A 19,277-nucleotide genomic window follows, 5' to 3' on the forward strand; every position below is an offset into this window, starting at 1 on the left:
TTCAGTGAAACTTTTCACATATGGAGACGTATAAATAAATATAACAATCTGTGGGAGGCTATACCATTATGCAAAATGAACGTCAACGAATTTTAGAACTTGTGGAAAAAGGAACAATTTCAGCGCAAGAGGCGATTACATTATTAGAAGCATTAGAGCAACCTAACAAGTCCACTGAAAGCAGTATGAACGATGCGTCGAATACGGATCAGCAATCCTCAGCAGAAAAAGAACCTATCTTTAAAGAAGAACAAAAAAAGAAGAAAGAGGAAGATTTCACAAAGTATTTCCAAGATGAAATCCATGATTTTCGTAAAGATTTAACACAAATTGGTTCACTCTTTATGGATATGATGAATACTGCAGTTAAAAAAGTAAAAGAATTCGATGTCTCTTCACCATTTGGAGATAAATTTGAATTTACACATACCGAAGAACTTGCAGCAGCGCATATAGAAAATATTATGGTTGAGCTACCAAATGGTAATTTTTCATTAGAACCGTGTGAAGGTGATACTTTCCAAATTATTTGTAAGGTCAAAGCACCTCTAGTGAATGATAATGAGGAAGAAACACGTAATCATTTCTTGGAGCAATTTGTTGTGAAAAGTGAAGAAGACTCACTCCGAATTTTAAGTCAATTAAAGCTAGTACAAGTTAATGTACAAGTACTTGCACCAAAGGAAAAATTAGATAAATTATCTGTCCGTTTAATGAATGGTGGCGTAACTTTACAAAATATCGAGCTGGAGCAATTAAAACTGAAAACATTGAATGGTGCGATTAAAGGTTCAAAGCTTGTATTTACGAAGGCGGAAGTGGATTCATCGAATGGCTCCATCGAACTAACGGATGTTCGTGGTAAAGATTTAGAAGCTGAAACTTTGAATGGGCGCGTATATTTAGATGGTGCATTAGATGAAGTAGAAGCTAAATCTATAAATGGACATGTTGTAGTGACAACATGCTCTAGTAAGTCTTCAAAAATTAAAGCACATACAGTTGCAGGTGCTGTAGAAATATATGTACCACGTACAATGTCGTTAAGCGGTAAAATTGTAACGAATTTTGGTAAAGTAGATGTCGGTATTCAAGATGCATCGAAAATTGAGACACAAGATCAATTTTTATCTAAAGTAGTCCGTTTTGATAAAGAAGTGGAAGATGCCAACCGTCTATTTATTGAAGGTGAGTCGAAAACAGGAGCAGTTTTAGTGCGTTATACAACGACTGACGAACAAGAAGTGTAAAATAAGGAGCATTCAAGCAAGGAGACGAAACTGCTTGAATGCTTTTTTATATTCAGATGAAGGAATAAACAGGAATCGACTAGAAATTTCCATCGATTCCTGTTTTATTTTGTTGGTGTTTGATAGATTGATATAAAATATTCCAAAAAACATTAATTAATTAGGAGAATATTCCAACGAATGAAATAAAACTGTAATAAAAAATCATAGATTGAGTGCTATAATAGAAAAAGGAATACATCTTACATATATAAGAGGTTTAGGTGGTTTAAAAAATTATGATAGAAATGAAAAATGTGACAAAGAAGTACCCGAATGGTGTAGTTGCGACAAATGGCATTTCGGTTAATATAAAGCAAGGTGAGTTTGTCTATGTTGTTGGTCCAAGTGGTGCAGGTAAATCGACATTTATCAAGTTAATGTACCGTGAGGAAAAAGCAACTTCAGGTGAAATTACTGTTAATGGTATTGATTTAGGGAGTTTAAAAAATAAAAAGGTACCATTCTTGCGCCGTCAACTTGGTGTAGTTTTCCAAGATTTCAAATTATTACCAAGATTGAACGTCTATGAGAACGTAGCATTTGCTCTAGAGGTAATTGAAGAGGAGCCCGTAGAAATTCGTCGACGGGTTATGGAAGTGTTAGATCTTGTCGGCTTAAAACATAAGGCAAGAATGTTCCCAAATGAACTTTCTGGTGGTGAGCAGCAACGTGTCTCCATTGCACGTTCCATTGTCAATGTACCAAAAGTTGTGATTGCAGATGAACCAACAGGAAATCTAGATCCCGAGACATCTTGGGAGATTATGAATTTATTTGAAGAGATTAATGCACGGGGTACAACAATCGTAATGGCAACCCATAACCGTGAAATAGTGAACACTATTCGTCGACGGGTTATAGCGATTGAAGGCGGTATGATTGTCCGTGATGAGCACGGAGGTGACTACGGCTATGAAATTTAATACGGTAAAACGCCATTTTCGAGAAAGTGTTAAATCACTTGGACGTAATAGCTGGATGACAATTGCTTCTGTCAGCGCAGTTACAGTGACTTTAATATTAGTAGGTGTATTCTCACTAATTATGATGAACTTAAACAAAGTTGCATCTGATTTAGAGAACGACGTTGAAATAAAAGTGTTAATCGACGAAACGGCAGATGAAGCTGCTGAAAAAGCGTTACTAGCTAAGATTAAAAAATTGCCAGATGTTGCGGAAATGACATATTCCACAAAAGAGGATGAATTGACAAAGTTAGTAAAAGATTTTGGGGATGACTTTAAGCTTTTTGAGCAAAGCAACCCGTTACGAAATGTCATTTATGTAAAGGCGGCAGATCCACAACAAACAGCAAAAGTTGCAAAGACAATTAATAAGTATGAATATACATACGATGTTAAGTACGGCGAAGGTAAAGTAGAAAAACTTTTCAACTTCCTAAATATTAGTCGTAATGTGGGTCTTGTGCTGATTTTAGGGTTATTATTCACTGCGATTTTCTTAATCTCTAATACGATTCGTATTACGATTATTGCTCGTCGTGATGAAATAGAAATTATGAAACTAGTAGGGGCAACAAATTCATTCGTGCGTATTCCATTCCTTTTAGAAGGTATGTGGCTTGGAATTTTAGGCTCTATTATTCCGATTGCGGTTGTCGCAACACTTTACCACAATGTTTATAAAATTATTGCACCTCGTTTACAAGGTGAGCTCGTGCAACTATTAGATTTCTCACCACTTGTTTACCAAGTGAGCGCTCTGATACTTCTTATTGGTGTGTTAATTGGTATATGGGGAAGTTTCATGTCTGTACGTAAGTTTTTAAAAATTTAACTACCTTTGTTTCAATAGTCATTAGTTTTGTAGGGTCAAATCGGATATTAACGGTGCCAAAGATGTCACAGATTTCAAAAGCAGATTCTGCCGACGCGTAAACTTAGCTAAATTTGTACCACAAGTTACAGGCTTTTATGACGGCAAAGTTTATGGGAATTAAATAACGAAGGGGAGTCCATTAGATGAAAAGTATAGCGAAAAACTCTATAAAAGCATTTGCAGCAACAACTGCACTACTTCTTTTTATCCAAACTCCATCAGCGTATGCAAACAGTTTAACGGATTTAAAAGAAGAGAAAAAACAAGTAGAAACAAAGAAAAATCAATTGAATTCTTCTATTAGTGGTAAAGAAAACGCCATTAATGCAAATAAAGAAAAGCAACAAAAACTATTAGATCAAATTCAAGCGTTAAACGCTGAAATCGACAAAACAAATAGTGATATTAAAAATATACTGGCTGAAATAAATGCTACCAATGATGAGATAAAAGCATTGGAAGGAACTATCGAAGAACTTCTTCGCAAAATTGAAGAGCGTGATTTATTATTACAAGATCGTGCACGGGCAATTCAAGCTGGGGGCTCAGTTAGCTATTTAGATGTACTACTCGGTTCAAATAGTTTCGTAGACTTTATCGATCGCTTCTCTGCTGTCAATTCATTACTTGAAGCAGATCGTCAAATTATTCGCGATCAAAAACAAGATAAGCAAACTCTAGAAGAGCAAAAACAAGTTCTAGAAGGCAAACGCCAAAAGCTTGAAGAACAGAAAGCGAAGCTAGAAGGTTTAAAAGCATCATTAGATGGACAGAAAAAAGAGAAAAACACATTAGTTGATCAGCTAGAAAAAGAACAAGAGAAACTAAAGTCTGAAAAAGTATTACTTGAAAAAGAGTATTCAGAGGCACTGGAAATTAGTGCAGAATTACAGCAAAAAATCATTTCCGAGCAAAACCGTTTAGCAGAAATTGCTCGTCAACAAGAGGCAAAACGCAAAGCTGCTGCAGCAGCAGCTGCGGCGGCGGGGAACTCGGGGTCAAGCTCTGGTTCTACGGTGAATGCACCAGCATCAGAAGGTACTTGGATTAAACCGACAAATGGTCGTTTAACATCACCGTATGGCTGGCGTAACCTTGGAGCCGGTCCAGAATTCCATTATGGTGTTGACCTTGCCAACAAAACAGGTACACCGATTTGGGCAGCTGCTGACGGAGTTGTATCCTATGCAGCACCACTTAGCTCTTACGGAAATGTTGTCATTTTAACGCACTCTATCGATGGACAAATTTATACAACGGTTTATGCACATCTAAGTGCTTTTAACGTTAGTGTAGGGGACGTAGTAAACCAAGGACAGCAAATTGCAGCAATGGGTAGTACAGGTCGTTCTACTGGCCCGCACTTGCATTTTGAAATTCATATTGGCTCTTGGCAAGGACAAGCTGTTGGTAGTGTGAACCCATTAAAATATATTCCATTATAATAATGAATTAAGAGAGTCGTCTTATGTTTAAGGCGGCTCTCTTTTTTATTTGCGTCAACTTTGTCCGAAAAAAGTGGACGGAATTTCATCTGTTCATTGCAATAAAATACGATATGGGGTATTTTAAAATAAAGTACTAATTAAAATTTGCATTCTATATATCCATTAGTAGTTTTTTTGAACACAGTGTGAAATAACAGTTTTCGTAAAAGCATCTATGCTATTCTAAAAGAATCTATATTGATGGAGGATTTGTTTAGGTGATCAATACTGAGTGGTTTTCAATTCGTGCATTAACATTACCAGCAACAGCTATCGCTTTATTACTAGCATTTTTCATCGTATGGCTTATTTTGCGAATACAATTCCCGAAAATATGGTCAGGGGTATACGGGGATGCCATCTTTACTTTTATACTCGTTTGGAAGTTTAGTCTTATTATTACGGACTTTCAATCTGTCATTAATCAACCGCTAGCACTTCTTTACTTTAACGGCGGAACAGTTGGTGTGCTATTAGGGGTAGCTGCTATACTGTTACAATTTTGGCGGAAGCGTCAACAGCTACAATTTGATAATGAGGGTATCATGGCGAGTGGTTGGGCAATTATGTTAACGCAATCCATTTACCAATGGTTCGTGGTATTATTGAATGACAATCCACTTCAAAGCGAACTCATCACTTTAGTAGTGCTAAGCGTGCTAACGATTTTCATATTATGGAAAGTGCCAACAACTAAGACAGCGTTATACCTGTATACAGTTGGCTATAGTATCGTAGCCGCATTACAGCCACTTGGCTTTTGGCAACCGGCTGTTGGAGTAAGCTTCCTATTACTTCTATTAGGTATAGGAATTCAACGAATGGGAGGAAAAGAATGAAAAAAAATATTGGGTTACTTATTGTCGTGTTGCTAATAGCTGCGATGATTGGTACATATGTTAAACAGCAAATTGATAAAGAGCGCGAAATTGAATCTGCATCCCTTGGTAAAGAAGTAGAAGAACGCACAGTTGGGTTAAATAAGGGTGATATACCGCCAGATTTCACATTAACAAACTTAGATGGTGAAGAAGTGACGTTAAGTGAATTACGTGGAAAAAAAGTTGTACTCAATTTTTGGGCAACATGGTGTCCACCTTGTAAAGCTGAAATGCCGCATATGCAAAATTATTATGACCAATATGCTAAGGAAGATAATGTTGAAATATTAGCTGTCAACTTAACATCAGCTGAACGAGATGTCACAGCCGATGCTAAAATTGATACAGTCATGACATTTAGAGATGGCTTTGAACTGACATTTCCTATTTTATTGGATCCAGAAAATGCGGCTGGTTCAGAATATCAAGTCATAACGATTCCTACAACGTATTTTATTGATTCAACGGGTACGATTCAGCAAGCGATAGAGGGCCCGATGAATTTAGAGATGTTAAAAAACACTGTAAATGCATTAGATTAAGTATTTGCGTGCCAGACACCCAAACAATTCTGAATTTTGTCAGAAGATTATTCAAAATAGCTAAGTAAAATCCACGAAGAATTCTGCGGCTTCCGTTGTGACCGTAGAAATCTTCGTGTTTTTTTATTGTTTGGGTGCCAGACACCCAAACAATTAGTGCCAGACACCTAAACAATTCTGAAAACCAAAACATTATTTTGTATGTTTGAAAAATATAATTCATACAGTAAAGAGACAGAGGAGGGAAGGTTTGCGCAAAATTACGGCAGGAGTCGGCGTACTTGTCAGCAGTTTATTGATAGGTAGTGGATTTTATTTTGACTGGTTTGATGGAGATGGAGCAGAGAAAAAAGTGCAAGTGACGGAGGTTGATTCGATTAATGAAGCATTACAATTAATCGAAAAAAAATCTGTGTATAGTACTAAAAAAGACGAATTAGTAGAAGGGGCTCTGCGCGGTATGGCTGATGCCATTAAGGACCCGTATAGTACGTATTACACGAAGGAAGAGGCCGAGCAACATCGACAAATGCTAGCAGAAGAACGTGTTGGTATTGGTATTGAACTGACAGAAAATAAAGGGAAGTTCATTGTCGTATCACCTGTTCGTTCGTCTCCAGCAGAAAAGGCTGGGATGCGCTCTCTTGATGAAATTGTACAAGTTGATGGGGTAAAAGTAGATGGCAAAACAATGAGTGAATTAATGCATTTGATTCAAGGAGAAAAAGGAACAAAGCTTACAATTGTTGTCTATCGTCCTAGCGAGGATAAACATATTAAAATGACGATGGAACGTGCTGCAATTTCCAATAAAACAGTAACGAGTGAGGTAGTCAAGATTGAGGATACGCCAATAGGCTATATTCAAATCTCGTTATTTGGTGAGAAGACAGCAAATGAATGGGTGACAGAAACGAGTAAATTACTACGCAAAGATATAGAAGGGCTCGTTGTTGATGTTCGTGATAATCCTGGAGGCTATTTACATAGCGTCGCAGCGCTACTAAGTACACTATTGGAAAATGGCAAAGTATTTGCCTATATGCAAAATGCAGAAGGTGCCATGGAACCATTAAAAACTGAATCGAAAAGCTTTGATGAAAAATATTTAAGTACGATGAATAAGATTCCGATTGTTATTATTCAAAATGGCGGAAGTGCATCTGCTAGTGAAGTGCTGAGTGGTGCGTTAAAAGGCTGGAATCGCGCTTCCATTGTCGGTGTTAAAAGCTTTGGTAAAGGCACAGTACAGGAATCTTGGTCTTTAGCAAATGGGGGAGAACTGAAGCTATCAACAAATAAATGGCTGACGCCAAAACGTGAATGGATTCATGGGAAGGGAATTGAAGCTGGATTAGTGATTGAACAAAATGAATTATTTGCATTCCAATTGCATCCGCTAACAGGGCAATTCAAAGTAGGCGATATGAGCGAAGAAATTGCTTATACGCAAAAAGCCTTGCAAAAGCTAGGTTATCAGATTGACCGATTAGATGGTTATCTAGATGAGACTACACAAGAGGCAGTAAAACTTTATCGTGAGCAACAAAAATTAGCACAGCCTGACAATGATATGTACGTCGATTCTACCTTTTTCAATAGTTTAAATGGTACGTTAAAAGCTTATAAAGAAGATCGTCAAAATGACTTACAATTCCAAATGGCGACGAGCTTCCTGCTGCACAATATCGAACAATAGAAATACTCAATCTAATAAAAATGATGGGAAATACCAAGCTTTCTACCAGTTACTACTACGCAAGACAGTAGTCGTTTGATACAATGAATGCATAGTATTCATGATAGAAACGGCGGGTGTTCGTATGGTTAGTAATATATTAATAGAAATTGTAACAGCGATTGGCCGCTTTTTACTGAACCCAGTAGTTTATATTGCAATAGTAGTTGCTGTCTTTTTAGGGTATAGACGTGTAAAGCAAGAGCGTAAATTTTTTAACAGACGTATTATTTGGGGTTGGACCGAGCTGATAGGGCAATGGAAACGAGGATGGCCTTATGCCGTAGTTATTTCACTAATAAGTCTAGGTGTCGGGCTGACAGTACCCAAAGTATACTTATTGATTTTAACCGCTATATCTTTCCTTGGTCTCTTGTTGTTTTTCATTAATGTATTGTCACCCATTTACACAATGGCAATCGCAACGTTAGCATTATGGGCAATGTACCAGTACAACTGGTCGTTCTCCTGGTGGAAGATTTCGTTGGAAGGCATCGATTTATTAGAAGGGGCTATTGTGACAATTACGATTTTAACAGGTCTAAGTGTAATAGTGGAAGGGATGTTAATTCGTCGTACTGCTAAACAAGTAATAACGCCTAGAATTGAAAATACGAAGCGAGGAATGCAAGCTATCGTATATCGTACAAGGAATGTTTGGGTATTACCTATATTTTTTATCATACCAGGTAATAGTATTCCATCAGCAATTCCTTATTGGCCGCAATTTACACTGGGCGATAGTCACTTTGCACTCGTATTATTCCCAGTCGTTATCGGTTTTTCAAAATTGCTAAGGAAAGAATTGCCTGTTGTTCAGTTGCCGAAAATAGGACGCTCTGTCTTATTGTTAGGACAGCTGATTTTAATAGGTGGACTTGCATCATATTTTGAACCGTTAATTGGCTTTATAACGTTAGCGTTAGGGGTATTGATTCGGATTATTATTGCAGTTTATTATGCTTGGCAAGATAAGACCGAGTCATATGCGGTTGCACCAAGTACAAAGGGTGCGGTAATCGCTGCTGTGCTGCCTGATTCGCCAGCAGAAAAAATGGGCTTACTTGCAGGGGAATGTATTCGTAAAGTAAACGGACACTCAATTACGACTGAAGTTGAGTTATACGAAGCTTTACAATTAAATGCTGCACATTGTCGTTTAGAGGTGTTAGATCGTAATAATGAAATTCGCCTAACGCAGCATGTTATTTACAGCAATGACCATTATCGAATTGGTTTATTGTTGGCGGAGCCGAGAGAATTATGATCGATTTATATGGGAAAATGATGCTTGCATTATTTTTACCAGCATTACTCGTGTTATTGTTTACTCGTATTACGTATAACCGCTATGTAGCGTTAAGTTTGGCTATTGCGCTTATTGCCGCTTCAGTATATGCAGGTTATACTTCCCCACCTATTATTTTTGTTGTGGATGCTTTTTCGTTAACACTTGGCTTTTGGCTAGCGAGCAAAATGCACAAAAAATAAGGAGGGCTGTATTGCTGCCTTCACTATTAAAAAATCCGCCTCGATTTTGCGGGCACTGTGTAAGACGTAACTTTCCTAAAGTGGGTGGTTTCGTCTTACCTCTTGTGCTATTTTCGCAAGCGTCAAAGCGGATTTTTTATAGTGAAAAGGCAAACATTTTACATGAAGAATCTTACGGATGCCATGATAATAACACCTGCAACAACTGTAATCGATAAGCTTTTTGTGACAAGTGCAATGATAAGAGTAGGCACAAACGTAATAAAGACGGGCCAATCCAATGTCACGAAATTTTTGCTTTCAGTATCTAATAAATTTTCAATGACAAGGGCACTAAGAATACAAACAGGAATGAAGCTTAGCCATTTTAAAACAACATCGGGTAGCTTCACACTACGTACAAACATAAATGGAATAATGCGTGGTAACCAAGTTACTAGTGCGCAACCAATGATTAGCCACACCATCGAAGCTGTTGTCGTCATTTATCTGTCACCACCCCAATCGTTGCTACGATAACAGTGGCAAGAAGCACGGCTAAATGCGAAGGAACGACGTATGATAAGCCATACATCATAACAACCATATAGCCAATTAACATCAGGTAATGCATAATTTTATGTTTGCCAACGCTACTAAGTTGTAGCACAAGTAAAGCAATAAACATGGCAATTAGTGCAAAGTCTAAGCCCCACTTTTCAGGATTAGCCACCCATTGTCCTAGAAAGGCACCTGCAATACAAGATAAAATCCAAAATGCATACGCAGTTATATTTAGACCATCCATCCATCGACCATATAATTTACCGTTTTGCATTTGTTTCGTTACGGCCACCCCAAACGTTTCGTCCGTTAATAATGTACCGAATCCAACATTACGAAGCATAGAATAGCGCGTAAAATGTGGAGCTAATGTTAAACTCATTAATAAGTGACGTAGATTTACGACAAAAATGGTTACAATGATAGCAGAGGTAGGGCTGCTTGTTAACAAGAGTGCACAAAAAATAAACTGTGCAGACCCTGCATAAACGAGTATTGTCAATAAAGCAATTTCTACTAAAGATAGGCCAGACGCGGAACCTACAACCCCGAACGCCAGTCCTATACTAATATAACCGAGTAAAGTAGGTACACAATCTTTAACTCCTTGTATAAAGCTATCTTCTGAAGCGGTTGTTGGTTCATTATGAAGATCTGTTGTGCTTGTCATAAAAAGGTCATCCTTTCAAAAAAATTTCCATGTATACTTAAAATGAAATAGTTAGAACATTCACACATGTTTATTAAAGTATACATATGTCTGATAAAATAAACAACAGGAAATGGTGAGTCGTAATGGAACAAATGAGTCGAAATTTAGCTTTCCAATTAAAGAAAATACGGCAGCAACGCAGTGTAAGTTTAGATGATGTAGCGAAAGCAACGGGGGTTAGTAAGGCACAGCTTGCTCAAATTGAAAAAGGCGAAGCAAATCCTACTGTTTCAACGATTTGGAAAATAGCTGCTGGTTTACGCATCTCTTTTTCATCTCTTTTACAGCCGCCGATTGCCCATTTTATGAAATTTAGCAGTAAAAATGCACCACATGTCGATGAAGACGAGGGGCGTTATCGAGTCTATTCCATAATTCCTTATGATCCTGAACGAGGGTGGGAATTTTATAAAGTGGAAATGGAGCCAGGTGCAAGGAGTAGGAGTGAAGCCCATACAGAAGGGGTAGAAGAAACGGTAACAGTGATTCATGGACAAGCTGTTATTTCGGCTGGGGTTATGCATGAAACGATAACTGAAGGGGAAACATTGGTATTTTCCGGACATCAAGCACATGAATATCAAAATGTATCAGAAGAACTTACGGTTTTACATGTAATCTTGCAATATAAATAGAGGTGGCAATAGTGAATGAATGGTTTACTGTAGAAAATATGGAACATATTGCGGCACAATATCGAACTCTTGGACCAATAATGGGTATATTACTGCCCTTTTTAGAAGCGTTTTTACCTTTTTTACCATTGGTTGTGTTCGTCGTGGCGAATGCGAGTGCATTTGGATTATGGATAGGGTTTTTGTTATCGTGGTTAGGTTCAGTAGCTGGTTCATATGCTGTGTTTTTACTTGTCCGTCACTTTGGAAAACATCCGAAGCTCCGTTTTGTAACAAGCAGTAAAAAAGTACAGAAGTTTATTAAATGGGTGGATATGAATGGTATTAGCCCATTGTTTGTCTTACTGTGCTTTCCGTTTACGCCTTCTGTAATAGTGAATATAGTAGCGGGCTTATCACATATTCATAAAAAATACTATCTAACTGTTTTATTAGCCGGAAAATTCGTTATGATTTTTGGCATGAGTGTATTGGGCTATGATTTAAAATCGCTTATCACGAGTCCGGTACGACTAATTAGTGCGGGAGTAGCTATCGTTTTGCTATGGTGGATTGGCAAGCTAATGGAGAAGCGATTGAATGCTCGTGTAGAAAGAGATTTGAAGCGTGTGCGAAAAATGACGAAAAATGAATAATCTTCTAGGCTGAATGTGCACATGCGGTCCCTTGTATCATGTAAAATGGTAGAAGGGGCTTTTTACTTCATTTCTATAGACTTTTATAATAGTGATTACTAGTGAAACGCGTGTTGCGATTTTCTGAAGATAGAATAAAATTTTTAAATGAATAGGGGGAAGCGTGAATGACATTACGAATTGTATCAGGACGTGCAGGTACCGGAAAATCGGCTTATATTCATAGAGAAATAGTCGAACAATTAAATACCGATCCATTAGGTCACCCTATTTTTATCATTGTCCCTGACCAAATGTCTTATTCAACTGAATATGAACTGACAAATAGACATGGCTTGCACGGGCTTATACGTGCACAAGTGATGACGTTTAAACGCTTAGCTTGGCTTGTCCTACAAGAAACAGGTGGTATTGCTCGCCAAGAAGTAAATGGTTATGGTTACCGAATGCTTATTCGAAAATTACTAGAAGAGCAGAAGCGTGATTTCTCGTTGTTTCGACAAGCAGCTGGTAAGCGTGGCTTTACAGAGGAAATTGAAACGTTGTTACGCGAATTTAGCCGTTATAGTGTGAACAGTTCGGTTTTAGGTGATGTAACGGCTTCTTTAAAGGCGATTGATGCACCTCATACACTACAGGCGAAAATCAATGATTTATACATTGTTTTACAAGCATTAGAAGCTCGACTCGGCACAACTTATGTCGATAGTGAAGGCTATTATCCGATTTTAACCGAGCACTTAAAATTTTCTGAGACGATGCAACAGGCAACAATTTATATAGATGGCTTTACTGCCTTTACTGTAAGAGAGCTAGAGCTTGTAAAAGAATTACTAAAGGTGACGAAGCAAGTAACGGTTGTGCTACCGTATGATGATATGGAAGAATCCAAAGATGAGCAGGCATTATTCAATGAAGCGGCAACTACAAGTCAACGCTTGCATGATATAGCATATGACAATGGCATTGAAGTCGAAGCACCGTTGCATTTTATCAAAACCCATCGATTTCAGTCAAAAGACTTACAGCATGTAGAAGCAACATTTGCGGATATGGTGCCACAAACAGAAAAATCCACAGGTGATGTGAAAGTTTTTGAAGCCTCAAATCGCCGGGCTGAAATCCATGCCATTGCCCGGGAAATAACGAAGCTGACAAGGCAGGAGGGCTATCGTTATCAAGATATAGTGCTGCTTTATAGACAAGCAGATGTATACGATCCGCTAATTTCAACAATTTTTCAACAATACGACATCCCTATTTTTGTGAATACAAAAAAAACGATGCTTCACCATCCGTTAATTGAATTTAGTCGATCGGCATTGGAGGTTATTACTTCAAATTGGAAATATGAACCGCTTTTCAGAAGTGTGAAAACAGATTTATTTTTCCCATTACATGCTGAAAACAGTGTTTGGCGTGAACGTGCCGACCGTCTAGAAAATTACTGTTTAGCGCAAGGGATTTACGGAGAGCGTTGGTTTGACGAAGGTCGTTGGTTTTATAAAAAATATCGAGGGCTTGAATTCCATTCTCGTGTGCAAACAGATGAAGAACGTGCGATGCAGACAGAAATCGAGGCTATTCGCGATGAAATTCGCACACCATTAAAAGCGTTACAGGACAAGCTTATACTAGCGAAAACGGGTAGAGATGTGGCAACAGCGTTATTTGAGCTAGTAGAAGAAGTACAAGTATATGACAAGCTTCAAATCATGAAAGATCGTGAATTGGATAGAGGAGAGGCGTTAGCAGCTAGTGAGCATGATCAAGCGTGGAAAGAATGGATCGCCGTACTCGATCAGTTTGTTTATATGTTTGGCGAGCAAGAAATGTCGGTACAGGAAGCGGCAAAGATTTTAGATGAAGGTTTTGATACATTAGAATTCGCTCGTATTCCACCCACTTTAGATGAAGTGATGGTGGCAACGGTGGATTTAGCTCGCCTGTCGCACATAAAGGTTGCCTTTGTTCTAGGAATGAACGATGGTGTCTATCCTACACGTCTAGATTATGAAGGTCTATTGTCTGATGTAGAACGTGAATGGTTTACCCATATTGGCTATGAATTAGCACCGACTTCTAAAAATCGACTATTACAGGAAAACTTTTTACTGTATCGTGCAATAACTACGCCATCTGACAAGCTTTATATGACTTATCCAACGTCAGATGAAGAGGGAAAAGCTTTAATATCCTCGTTATATATAAAGAAAATTATAGGAAATGAAAAAACGGCAGGTCTTTTAAGTGGGGTAAACGTCGAGCGAGTTGTCATTGACCCGATAGAATTACTTGATGATAATGTATTGCCTTATATACGCCATCCTCGTACAGCGTTAGCTCATTTAATGCTGCAATTAAGGCAAGCGGAGCATAGTCGTGAACTTGCACCAGAGTGGGTTGCTTTACAAAAATATTATGAACAAGATCCATACTGGGCATTAATTTTACGTCGCCTGATGTATCCAATGACACATAAAAATGAGGCAGAACCGCTAGAAGGTTATATTACACAAGAATTATATGGTCGCAAGCTTACTTCAAGTGTGTCACGTATAGAAAAATACTTCCGTTGTCCGTTTTCTCATTTCACGACGTATGGGCTTCGTTTAGAGGAACGAGCAGAATACCGTTTAGAGACATTTGCGATGGGTGATTTGTTCCATGAAGCATTGAAATGGATTACTGAAGAGACGCACCGTTTACAACTGTCGTGGATTCGTTTGTCAAAACAGCAAATTCAACAGCTTGCACGACAGGCAGTAGAGCAAATTGTGCCCGTTTTCTCTCACCAAATTTTATTATCTAGTGCGCGTTATCGTTATATTCAACGCAAGTTGATTCGCATTGTCGAGCGCACGATGATGGCACTGACACAGCATGCCAATGTGTCACACTTTAAACCAATTGCTATTGAAGCATCGTTCGGGCCAGGGCAGCATGAACAGCTACCGCCATTGGAAATTGATTTGCAAGGTGGCAAAAAAATGTACATGCGAGGTCGTATTGACCGTGTGGATAGTGCATCAATTGATGATCGCTCGTATTTACGAATAGTCGACTATAAATCGTCTGCCCGTGACTTAGATTTAAATGAAGTGTATCATGGCCTATCATTGCAGGTGCTAACGTATCTAGATGTAGCGATGGAGAATGCATCCTTTTGGTTATCTGGCGATGCAGAGCCTGCAGGCGTGCTTTATGTCCACGTCCATAATCCGATGTTAAAACTGGATAAGGATTTGAGTGATAGTGAAGTTGAAGAAGATCGGTTAAAGCAATACAAAATGAAGGGACTTTTAACTGAAAATCCTGAGGCTATTTACTCGATGGATGAACAGCTTGAGGAATCGAGCGGGCATTCACAAATTATTCCGGTTTATATGAAAAAGGATGGTACCCCTTCTGAATCACAATCACGCATCGTGCCTGTTAATGATATGAAAAATCTCCAGCATTTTGTACGCCGTAAGCATCAAGAGGCTGGCAACGGCATTTTAGCAGGAGATACGGCTATAAGCCCTTATAAGCTAAAAGCAAAAACAGCGTGTGATTACTGTCAATTTGCAGCAGTATGCCAATTTGACCCATCTGATGGCAAACAAAGTTATCGTCAGCTACCGCAAGTAAAGCCAGTAGAAGTTGTCGAAAAAATTCGCAAGGAGATGAACTAACATGATGCAGCAAATACCTGTCAAGCCAACGAATGTCACTTGGACTGATGATCAGTGGAAAGCGATTTATGCAAGTGGGCAAGATACGCTTGTTTCAGCAGCTGCAGGCTCTGGTAAAACGGCGGTCCTGATTAATCGCATGATTGAAAAGGTTGTGGCAACAGAAAATCCAATAAATGTGGATGAACTTCTTGTCGTAACGTTTACGAATGCTTCCGCAGCTGAAATGCGTCATCGTATGGCAGAGGCGCTTGAAAAAGCAATTGCAGCAAATCCGACGTCGAGCCATTTACGACGTCAGTTAAGCCTAGTCAATAAAGCGCAAATCTCGACATTGCATTCCTTTTGTTTAGCGCTTGTTAAGCAGTATGCTTATTTGCTCGATATAGACCCAGGTTTTCGAATTGCTAATGAGGCAGAAATCGCCTTGCTCCGAGATGATATATTAGCTGAAGTGCTAGAATCTGCCTATGATACAGATGACGAAGCACGAATTCATGCAATCTATCAACTTGTCGATAGTTTTACATCAGATCGTGATGATCAAGCGATTGAAACATTAATAAGTAAGCTTTATGATACGTCGCGTGTACATGCTGAACCACAAAAATGGTTAACGAGCTTACCAGAAACCTATCAGCTAGCGGACGATGTGACAATAGATGATTTAGATTTATCTAAATATGTAAAGTTAACTGTAAAACATAGCCTTGAAGAAGCATTTGTTCTCATTTCTGAAATGCGTGAGATAACGCTTCAGCCAGATGGACCAGCTCCATATGCTGAAACCGCTGAAATTGATTTTGCAATGATTCAGGAAGGGATTCGCATCAGTCAAGAAGGCACATGGCAACAGCTATTTGATTATTTTTCAACAGTGAAGTGGTCGACATTAAAACGTGTATCAAAGGATGCTTTAGTCGATGTGGAGCTTCAAGAGCTAGCAAAGAAAAAGCGTGAAGCTGCTAAAAAAATAATGAATAAGTTGAAAGATACTTATTTTGTTCGTACACCTGCACGTTTGTTGGAAGAAATTACACTGATGGCGCCAACGATTGCAACATTAGTTGACTTGACGTCTATTTTTAGCCAGCAATTCCGTCTTGCGAAGTTAGAGCGAGGTATTATCGATTTCTCCGACTTAGAGCATTATGCCCTGCAAATTTTAACCGAAGAGGTAGAGGGAGAATTACAACCATCGCCTGTTGCGTTCGATTTAAAAAAACGTTTTAAAGAAGTGCTGGTGGATGAATACCAAGATACGAATATGCTACAAGAAACCATTTTACAATTAGTCAAGCTAGGCGATGAGCACGATGGCAACCTTTTTATGGTTGGTGACGTAAAACAAAGTATCTATCGCTTCCGTTTAGCAGAACCAAAACTGTTTATGCGAAAGTATGGGGAGTTTGTAGAAAATCCTGATACGACGGGGATGCGTATTGATTTGAATGCCAATTTCCGTAGTCGTAGTGAAGTTTTAAACGCAACCAATTTTGTGTTTGCACAAATTATGGATGAACGTGTCGGTGAAATACAGTATGATGACAATGCTTCATTGAAGCCAGCAGCTCCGTATGATGCGAAAGAGGTACCTGTTGAGCTCGTGATTTTACATCCGCCAGAGGAACAGGCAGAGGATGAAGAAATGGAAGAAAATACGAGTGAAGCATCGGAGCTGGAGGAGCTGAAGAAATCACAATATGAGGCACGTTTTATAATTGATCGCATTCGACAATTGATGGAAGAGGGGACAACGGTATACGATACGAAAACGGCAACAGAACGTCCTTTAAAATACAGTGATATTGTCATTTTAATGCGCTCTATGACGTGGTCTACAGATTTGGTAGAGGAATTTAAGTTAGCTGGCATTCCTCTTTATGCAGAGTCATCTAAAGGTTATTTCGATGCCTTAGAAGTAATGATTATGCTGAACACACTAAAAGTTGTCGATAACCCATATCAAGATATACCATTAGCTTCTGTATTACGTGCACCATTTGTTGGCTTAACAGAAAATGAGCTCGCTAAAATTCGTTTAGCAGATACTAAAACACCGTTTTATGATGCATTAAGGCAATTTATACGCAGTGAAGGACATGGTGTGCAATCCGAAACATTTGAGAAGCTTCAACGTTTTATGCTGGCATTTGAAAACTGGCGAGATTTAGCACGTCGTGGCTCTTTGTCGGATTTAATTTGGAAAATTTACTTGGATACTCATTATTATGAAATGGTTGGTGCCATGCCGAATGGTAAACAACGACAGGCAAATTTACGCATTTTACATGATCGAGCATTAATGTATGAAAAGACGGCGTTTCGAGGACTGTTCCGCTTTTTACGCTTTATAGATAGAATGCGAACGCGTGGCGATGATTTAGGAACAGCAAAGTCGATTGGTGAAAAAGACGATGTAGTAAGACTTGTTACAATTCACTCATCCAAAGGTTTAGAGTATCCCGTTGTTTTTGTTGCAGGAATGGGACGACCTTTTAACAAAATGGACTTCCACAATCCATATTTATTTGACCAAGATTATGGGCTTGCAGTTAAAGCAATTGACCCTGACAATCGGATTACCTATACTTCTTTACCATTTCTAGCGATGAAGGAGAAAAAGGAGCTGGAGATGAGAGCCGAAGAAATGCGGGTGTTGTACGTAGCAATGACGCGTGCAAAGGAACGACTTATTTTAATTGGCTCCGTAAAAAATTGGAGTAAAACACTTGATTCTTGGCAGGACGCGCAAAACTTGCCTGTGGATGCTCCTTTGCAAGATTATTTACGTGCACGTGCAAATAGTTATTTTGACTGGGTTGGGCCAGCTGTTGCGAGACATGCTGATTTTGCAGCTATTACAAGTTCTTCGTATAAAGCAAGACAAGATAGCTCGCATTGGTGGGTAAGAGCCATTTCAACACATCATTTTATGTATGAAACGCAAGCGTTAGATGAAGACGTGCAACAGATGCTCGCAACGCCAGAGGACGCAGCTCTGCTTGCAGAAATTACAGCTCGCTTCCAAGCCCAATATGCATACCAAAAATCGACACAGAAACGTTCGAAAACATCTGTTAGTGAAATTAAACGTCTAGAAAGCTTACAACGTCTAGAGGAGCCAGAATACTATTTTACCGCTCCTAAAAAGGACAAGGCTACAATTGCCCCAAGACCAACCTTTTTACAGGATAAGCAGCTGACAGGTGCGGAAATGGGGACAGCCATTCATACGGTCATGCAACATGTACCGCAATGTGGCTTTAGTACAGTGCAAGAAGTGGAGCAATTTGTCACTGAGTTAGTGGTAAAACAACTGCTAACCGAGGCAGAGAGCAAGATTGTTCCGTGTGAGAAAATTTACCGTTTCTTTACAACCGATATTGGCCAACGTTTTAAAAATGCAAAGCAAATTCGAAGAGAAATGCCATTTACGATAAGCCGCGTAGATGAGGATGGCGACGCTCAAATTGTGCAAGGGATTGTCGATTGCTTGTTTGAGGATGTCTACGGTAACTGGATATTACTCGATTATAAAACCGACCGCATTGGGCGGCAATTTGCAGAGGAACCGGCGTTATCGAAGGAACTTTTAGGTCGCTATGGGGTGCAACTACGTGTTTATAGCGAGGCACTTGAGTCGATTTTACACATACAAGTATATGAGAAAGTGTTGTACTTATTTGATATTGAGCAGGCGATTTATGCGTAGGGTCACTATCCTTTGCCTGTAAAATTAAGTATTCCTTTCAGCAACGTTAACAACAATAGGCAAACTTCTGCGTGGAAAGTAAGCTTGATC

Annotated in this window: 15 protein-coding genes; 13 read left to right on the forward strand and 2 right to left on the reverse strand. The window is 38.9% G+C overall.

Features of this window, described 5'->3' with window-relative positions:
- Positions 1-68: 68 nt before the first annotated feature.
- The 9 genes from MKY08_RS03035 (at position 69) to MKY08_RS03075 (ending at position 9,270) form a co-directional block, all read left to right on the forward strand.
- On the forward strand, positions 69-1,250 hold the full coding sequence (locus MKY08_RS03035; RefSeq protein WP_069510617.1) for a DUF4097 family beta strand repeat-containing protein: 1,182 nt from the start codon (positions 69-71) through the stop codon (positions 1,248-1,250).
- 278 nt (positions 1,251-1,528) lie between these two features.
- Positions 1,529-2,215, forward strand: a complete 687-nt coding sequence (ftsE, locus tag MKY08_RS03040) for a cell division ATP-binding protein FtsE (RefSeq protein ID WP_069510615.1) — start codon at positions 1,529-1,531, stop codon at positions 2,213-2,215.
- Complete coding sequence (gene ftsX, locus MKY08_RS03045) at positions 2,205-3,089, forward strand: permease-like cell division protein FtsX (protein WP_025218659.1); 885 nt, start codon at positions 2,205-2,207, stop codon at positions 3,087-3,089. Before ftsE ends, ftsX begins: the two co-directional genes overlap by 11 nt.
- 185 nt (positions 3,090-3,274) lie before the next feature.
- Positions 3,275-4,576: a peptidoglycan DD-metalloendopeptidase family protein gene (locus MKY08_RS03050; protein WP_069510613.1), complete on the forward strand. Its 1,302-nt coding sequence runs from the start codon at positions 3,275-3,277 to the stop codon at positions 4,574-4,576.
- Between the two features lie 260 nt (positions 4,577-4,836).
- Positions 4,837-5,457, forward strand: a complete 621-nt coding sequence (locus MKY08_RS03055; RefSeq protein ID WP_069510612.1) for a hypothetical protein — start codon at positions 4,837-4,839, stop codon at positions 5,455-5,457.
- On the forward strand, positions 5,454-6,041 hold the full coding sequence (locus MKY08_RS03060) for a redoxin domain-containing protein (protein ID WP_069510611.1): 588 nt from the start codon (positions 5,454-5,456) through the stop codon (positions 6,039-6,041). The genes MKY08_RS03055 and MKY08_RS03060 overlap by 4 nt, the downstream gene beginning before the upstream one ends.
- Before the next feature lie 250 nt (positions 6,042-6,291).
- A complete protein-coding gene (locus tag MKY08_RS03065) occupies positions 6,292-7,740 on the forward strand; it encodes a S41 family peptidase (RefSeq protein WP_069510609.1) in 1,449 nt (482 codons plus the stop codon).
- A gap of 124 nt (positions 7,741-7,864) precedes the next feature.
- Positions 7,865-9,046: a PDZ domain-containing protein gene (locus MKY08_RS03070; RefSeq protein ID WP_069510607.1), complete on the forward strand. Its 1,182-nt coding sequence runs from the start codon at positions 7,865-7,867 to the stop codon at positions 9,044-9,046.
- Entirely contained in the window at positions 9,046-9,270 is a 225-nt protein-coding gene (locus MKY08_RS03075; RefSeq protein WP_024362506.1) for a DUF2198 family protein, read from the forward strand. Before MKY08_RS03070 ends, MKY08_RS03075 begins: the two co-directional genes overlap by 1 nt.
- Positions 9,271-9,428: 158 nt before the next feature.
- On the opposite strand, the gene MKY08_RS03080 is transcribed toward MKY08_RS03075, so the two are convergent.
- Positions 9,429-9,755 carry an AzlD domain-containing protein gene (locus MKY08_RS03080; RefSeq protein ID WP_024362507.1) on the reverse strand — a complete coding sequence of 109 codons (327 nt, stop codon included), beginning with the start codon at positions 9,753-9,755 and terminating at the stop codon, positions 9,429-9,431.
- On the reverse strand, positions 9,752-10,483 hold the full coding sequence (locus tag MKY08_RS03085) for an AzlC family ABC transporter permease (protein WP_069510605.1): 732 nt from the start codon (positions 10,481-10,483) through the stop codon (positions 9,752-9,754). The genes MKY08_RS03080 and MKY08_RS03085 overlap by 4 nt, the downstream gene beginning before the upstream one ends.
- A gap of 125 nt (positions 10,484-10,608) precedes the next feature.
- Here MKY08_RS03085 and MKY08_RS03090 point away from each other — a divergent pair, with 125 nt between their 5' ends.
- The 4 genes from MKY08_RS03090 to addA all read left to right on the forward strand — a co-directional run bounded on the left by MKY08_RS03090 (position 10,609) and on the right by addA (position 19,187).
- Positions 10,609-11,160: an XRE family transcriptional regulator gene (locus tag MKY08_RS03090; RefSeq protein ID WP_069510603.1), complete on the forward strand. Its 552-nt coding sequence runs from the start codon at positions 10,609-10,611 to the stop codon at positions 11,158-11,160.
- An 11-nt stretch (positions 11,161-11,171) separates the two neighbouring features.
- A complete protein-coding gene (locus MKY08_RS03095) occupies positions 11,172-11,795 on the forward strand; it encodes a TVP38/TMEM64 family protein (protein WP_081327904.1) in 624 nt (207 codons plus the stop codon).
- Between the two features lie 167 nt (positions 11,796-11,962).
- On the forward strand, positions 11,963-15,472 hold the full coding sequence (gene addB / locus MKY08_RS03100; protein WP_069510599.1) for a helicase-exonuclease AddAB subunit AddB: 3,510 nt from the start codon (positions 11,963-11,965) through the stop codon (positions 15,470-15,472).
- A 1-nt stretch (position 15,473) separates the two neighbouring features.
- Complete coding sequence (gene addA, locus MKY08_RS03105) at positions 15,474-19,187, forward strand: helicase-exonuclease AddAB subunit AddA (RefSeq protein WP_069510596.1); 3,714 nt, start codon at positions 15,474-15,476, stop codon at positions 19,185-19,187.
- Positions 19,188-19,277: the final 90 nt, after the last annotated feature.

Source organism: Lysinibacillus sp. FSL M8-0337, from assembly GCF_038593855.1.
GTDB lineage: Bacteria > Bacillota > Bacilli > Bacillales_A > Planococcaceae > Lysinibacillus > Lysinibacillus sphaericus_D.

Bases quoted from the DNA above. Each gene is read 5' to 3' on its own strand.
- MKY08_RS03035 (WP_069510617.1), top strand. From the start codon at position 69: ATGCAAAATGAACGTCAACGAATTTTAGAACTTGTGGAAAAAGGAACA.
- ftsE (WP_069510615.1), top strand. From the start codon at position 1,529: ATGATAGAAATGAAAAATGTGACAAAGAAGTACCCGAATGGTGTAGTT.
- ftsX (WP_025218659.1), top strand. From the start codon at position 2,205: ATGAAATTTAATACGGTAAAACGCCATTTTCGAGAAAGTGTTAAATCA.
- MKY08_RS03050 (WP_069510613.1), top strand. From the start codon at position 3,275: ATGAAAAGTATAGCGAAAAACTCTATAAAAGCATTTGCAGCAACAACT.
- MKY08_RS03060 (WP_069510611.1), top strand. From the start codon at position 5,454: ATGAAAAAAAATATTGGGTTACTTATTGTCGTGTTGCTAATAGCTGCG.
- MKY08_RS03070 (WP_069510607.1), top strand. From the start codon at position 7,865: ATGGTTAGTAATATATTAATAGAAATTGTAACAGCGATTGGCCGCTTT.
- MKY08_RS03080 (WP_024362507.1), bottom strand. From the start codon at position 9,755: ATGACGACAACAGCTTCGATGGTGTGGCTAATCATTGGTTGCGCACTA.
- MKY08_RS03085 (WP_069510605.1), bottom strand. From the start codon at position 10,483: ATGACAAGCACAACAGATCTTCATAATGAACCAACAACCGCTTCAGAA.
- MKY08_RS03090 (WP_069510603.1), top strand. From the start codon at position 10,609: ATGGAACAAATGAGTCGAAATTTAGCTTTCCAATTAAAGAAAATACGG.
- addB (WP_069510599.1), top strand. From the start codon at position 11,963: ATGACATTACGAATTGTATCAGGACGTGCAGGTACCGGAAAATCGGCT.
- addA (WP_069510596.1), top strand. From the start codon at position 15,474: ATGATGCAGCAAATACCTGTCAAGCCAACGAATGTCACTTGGACTGAT.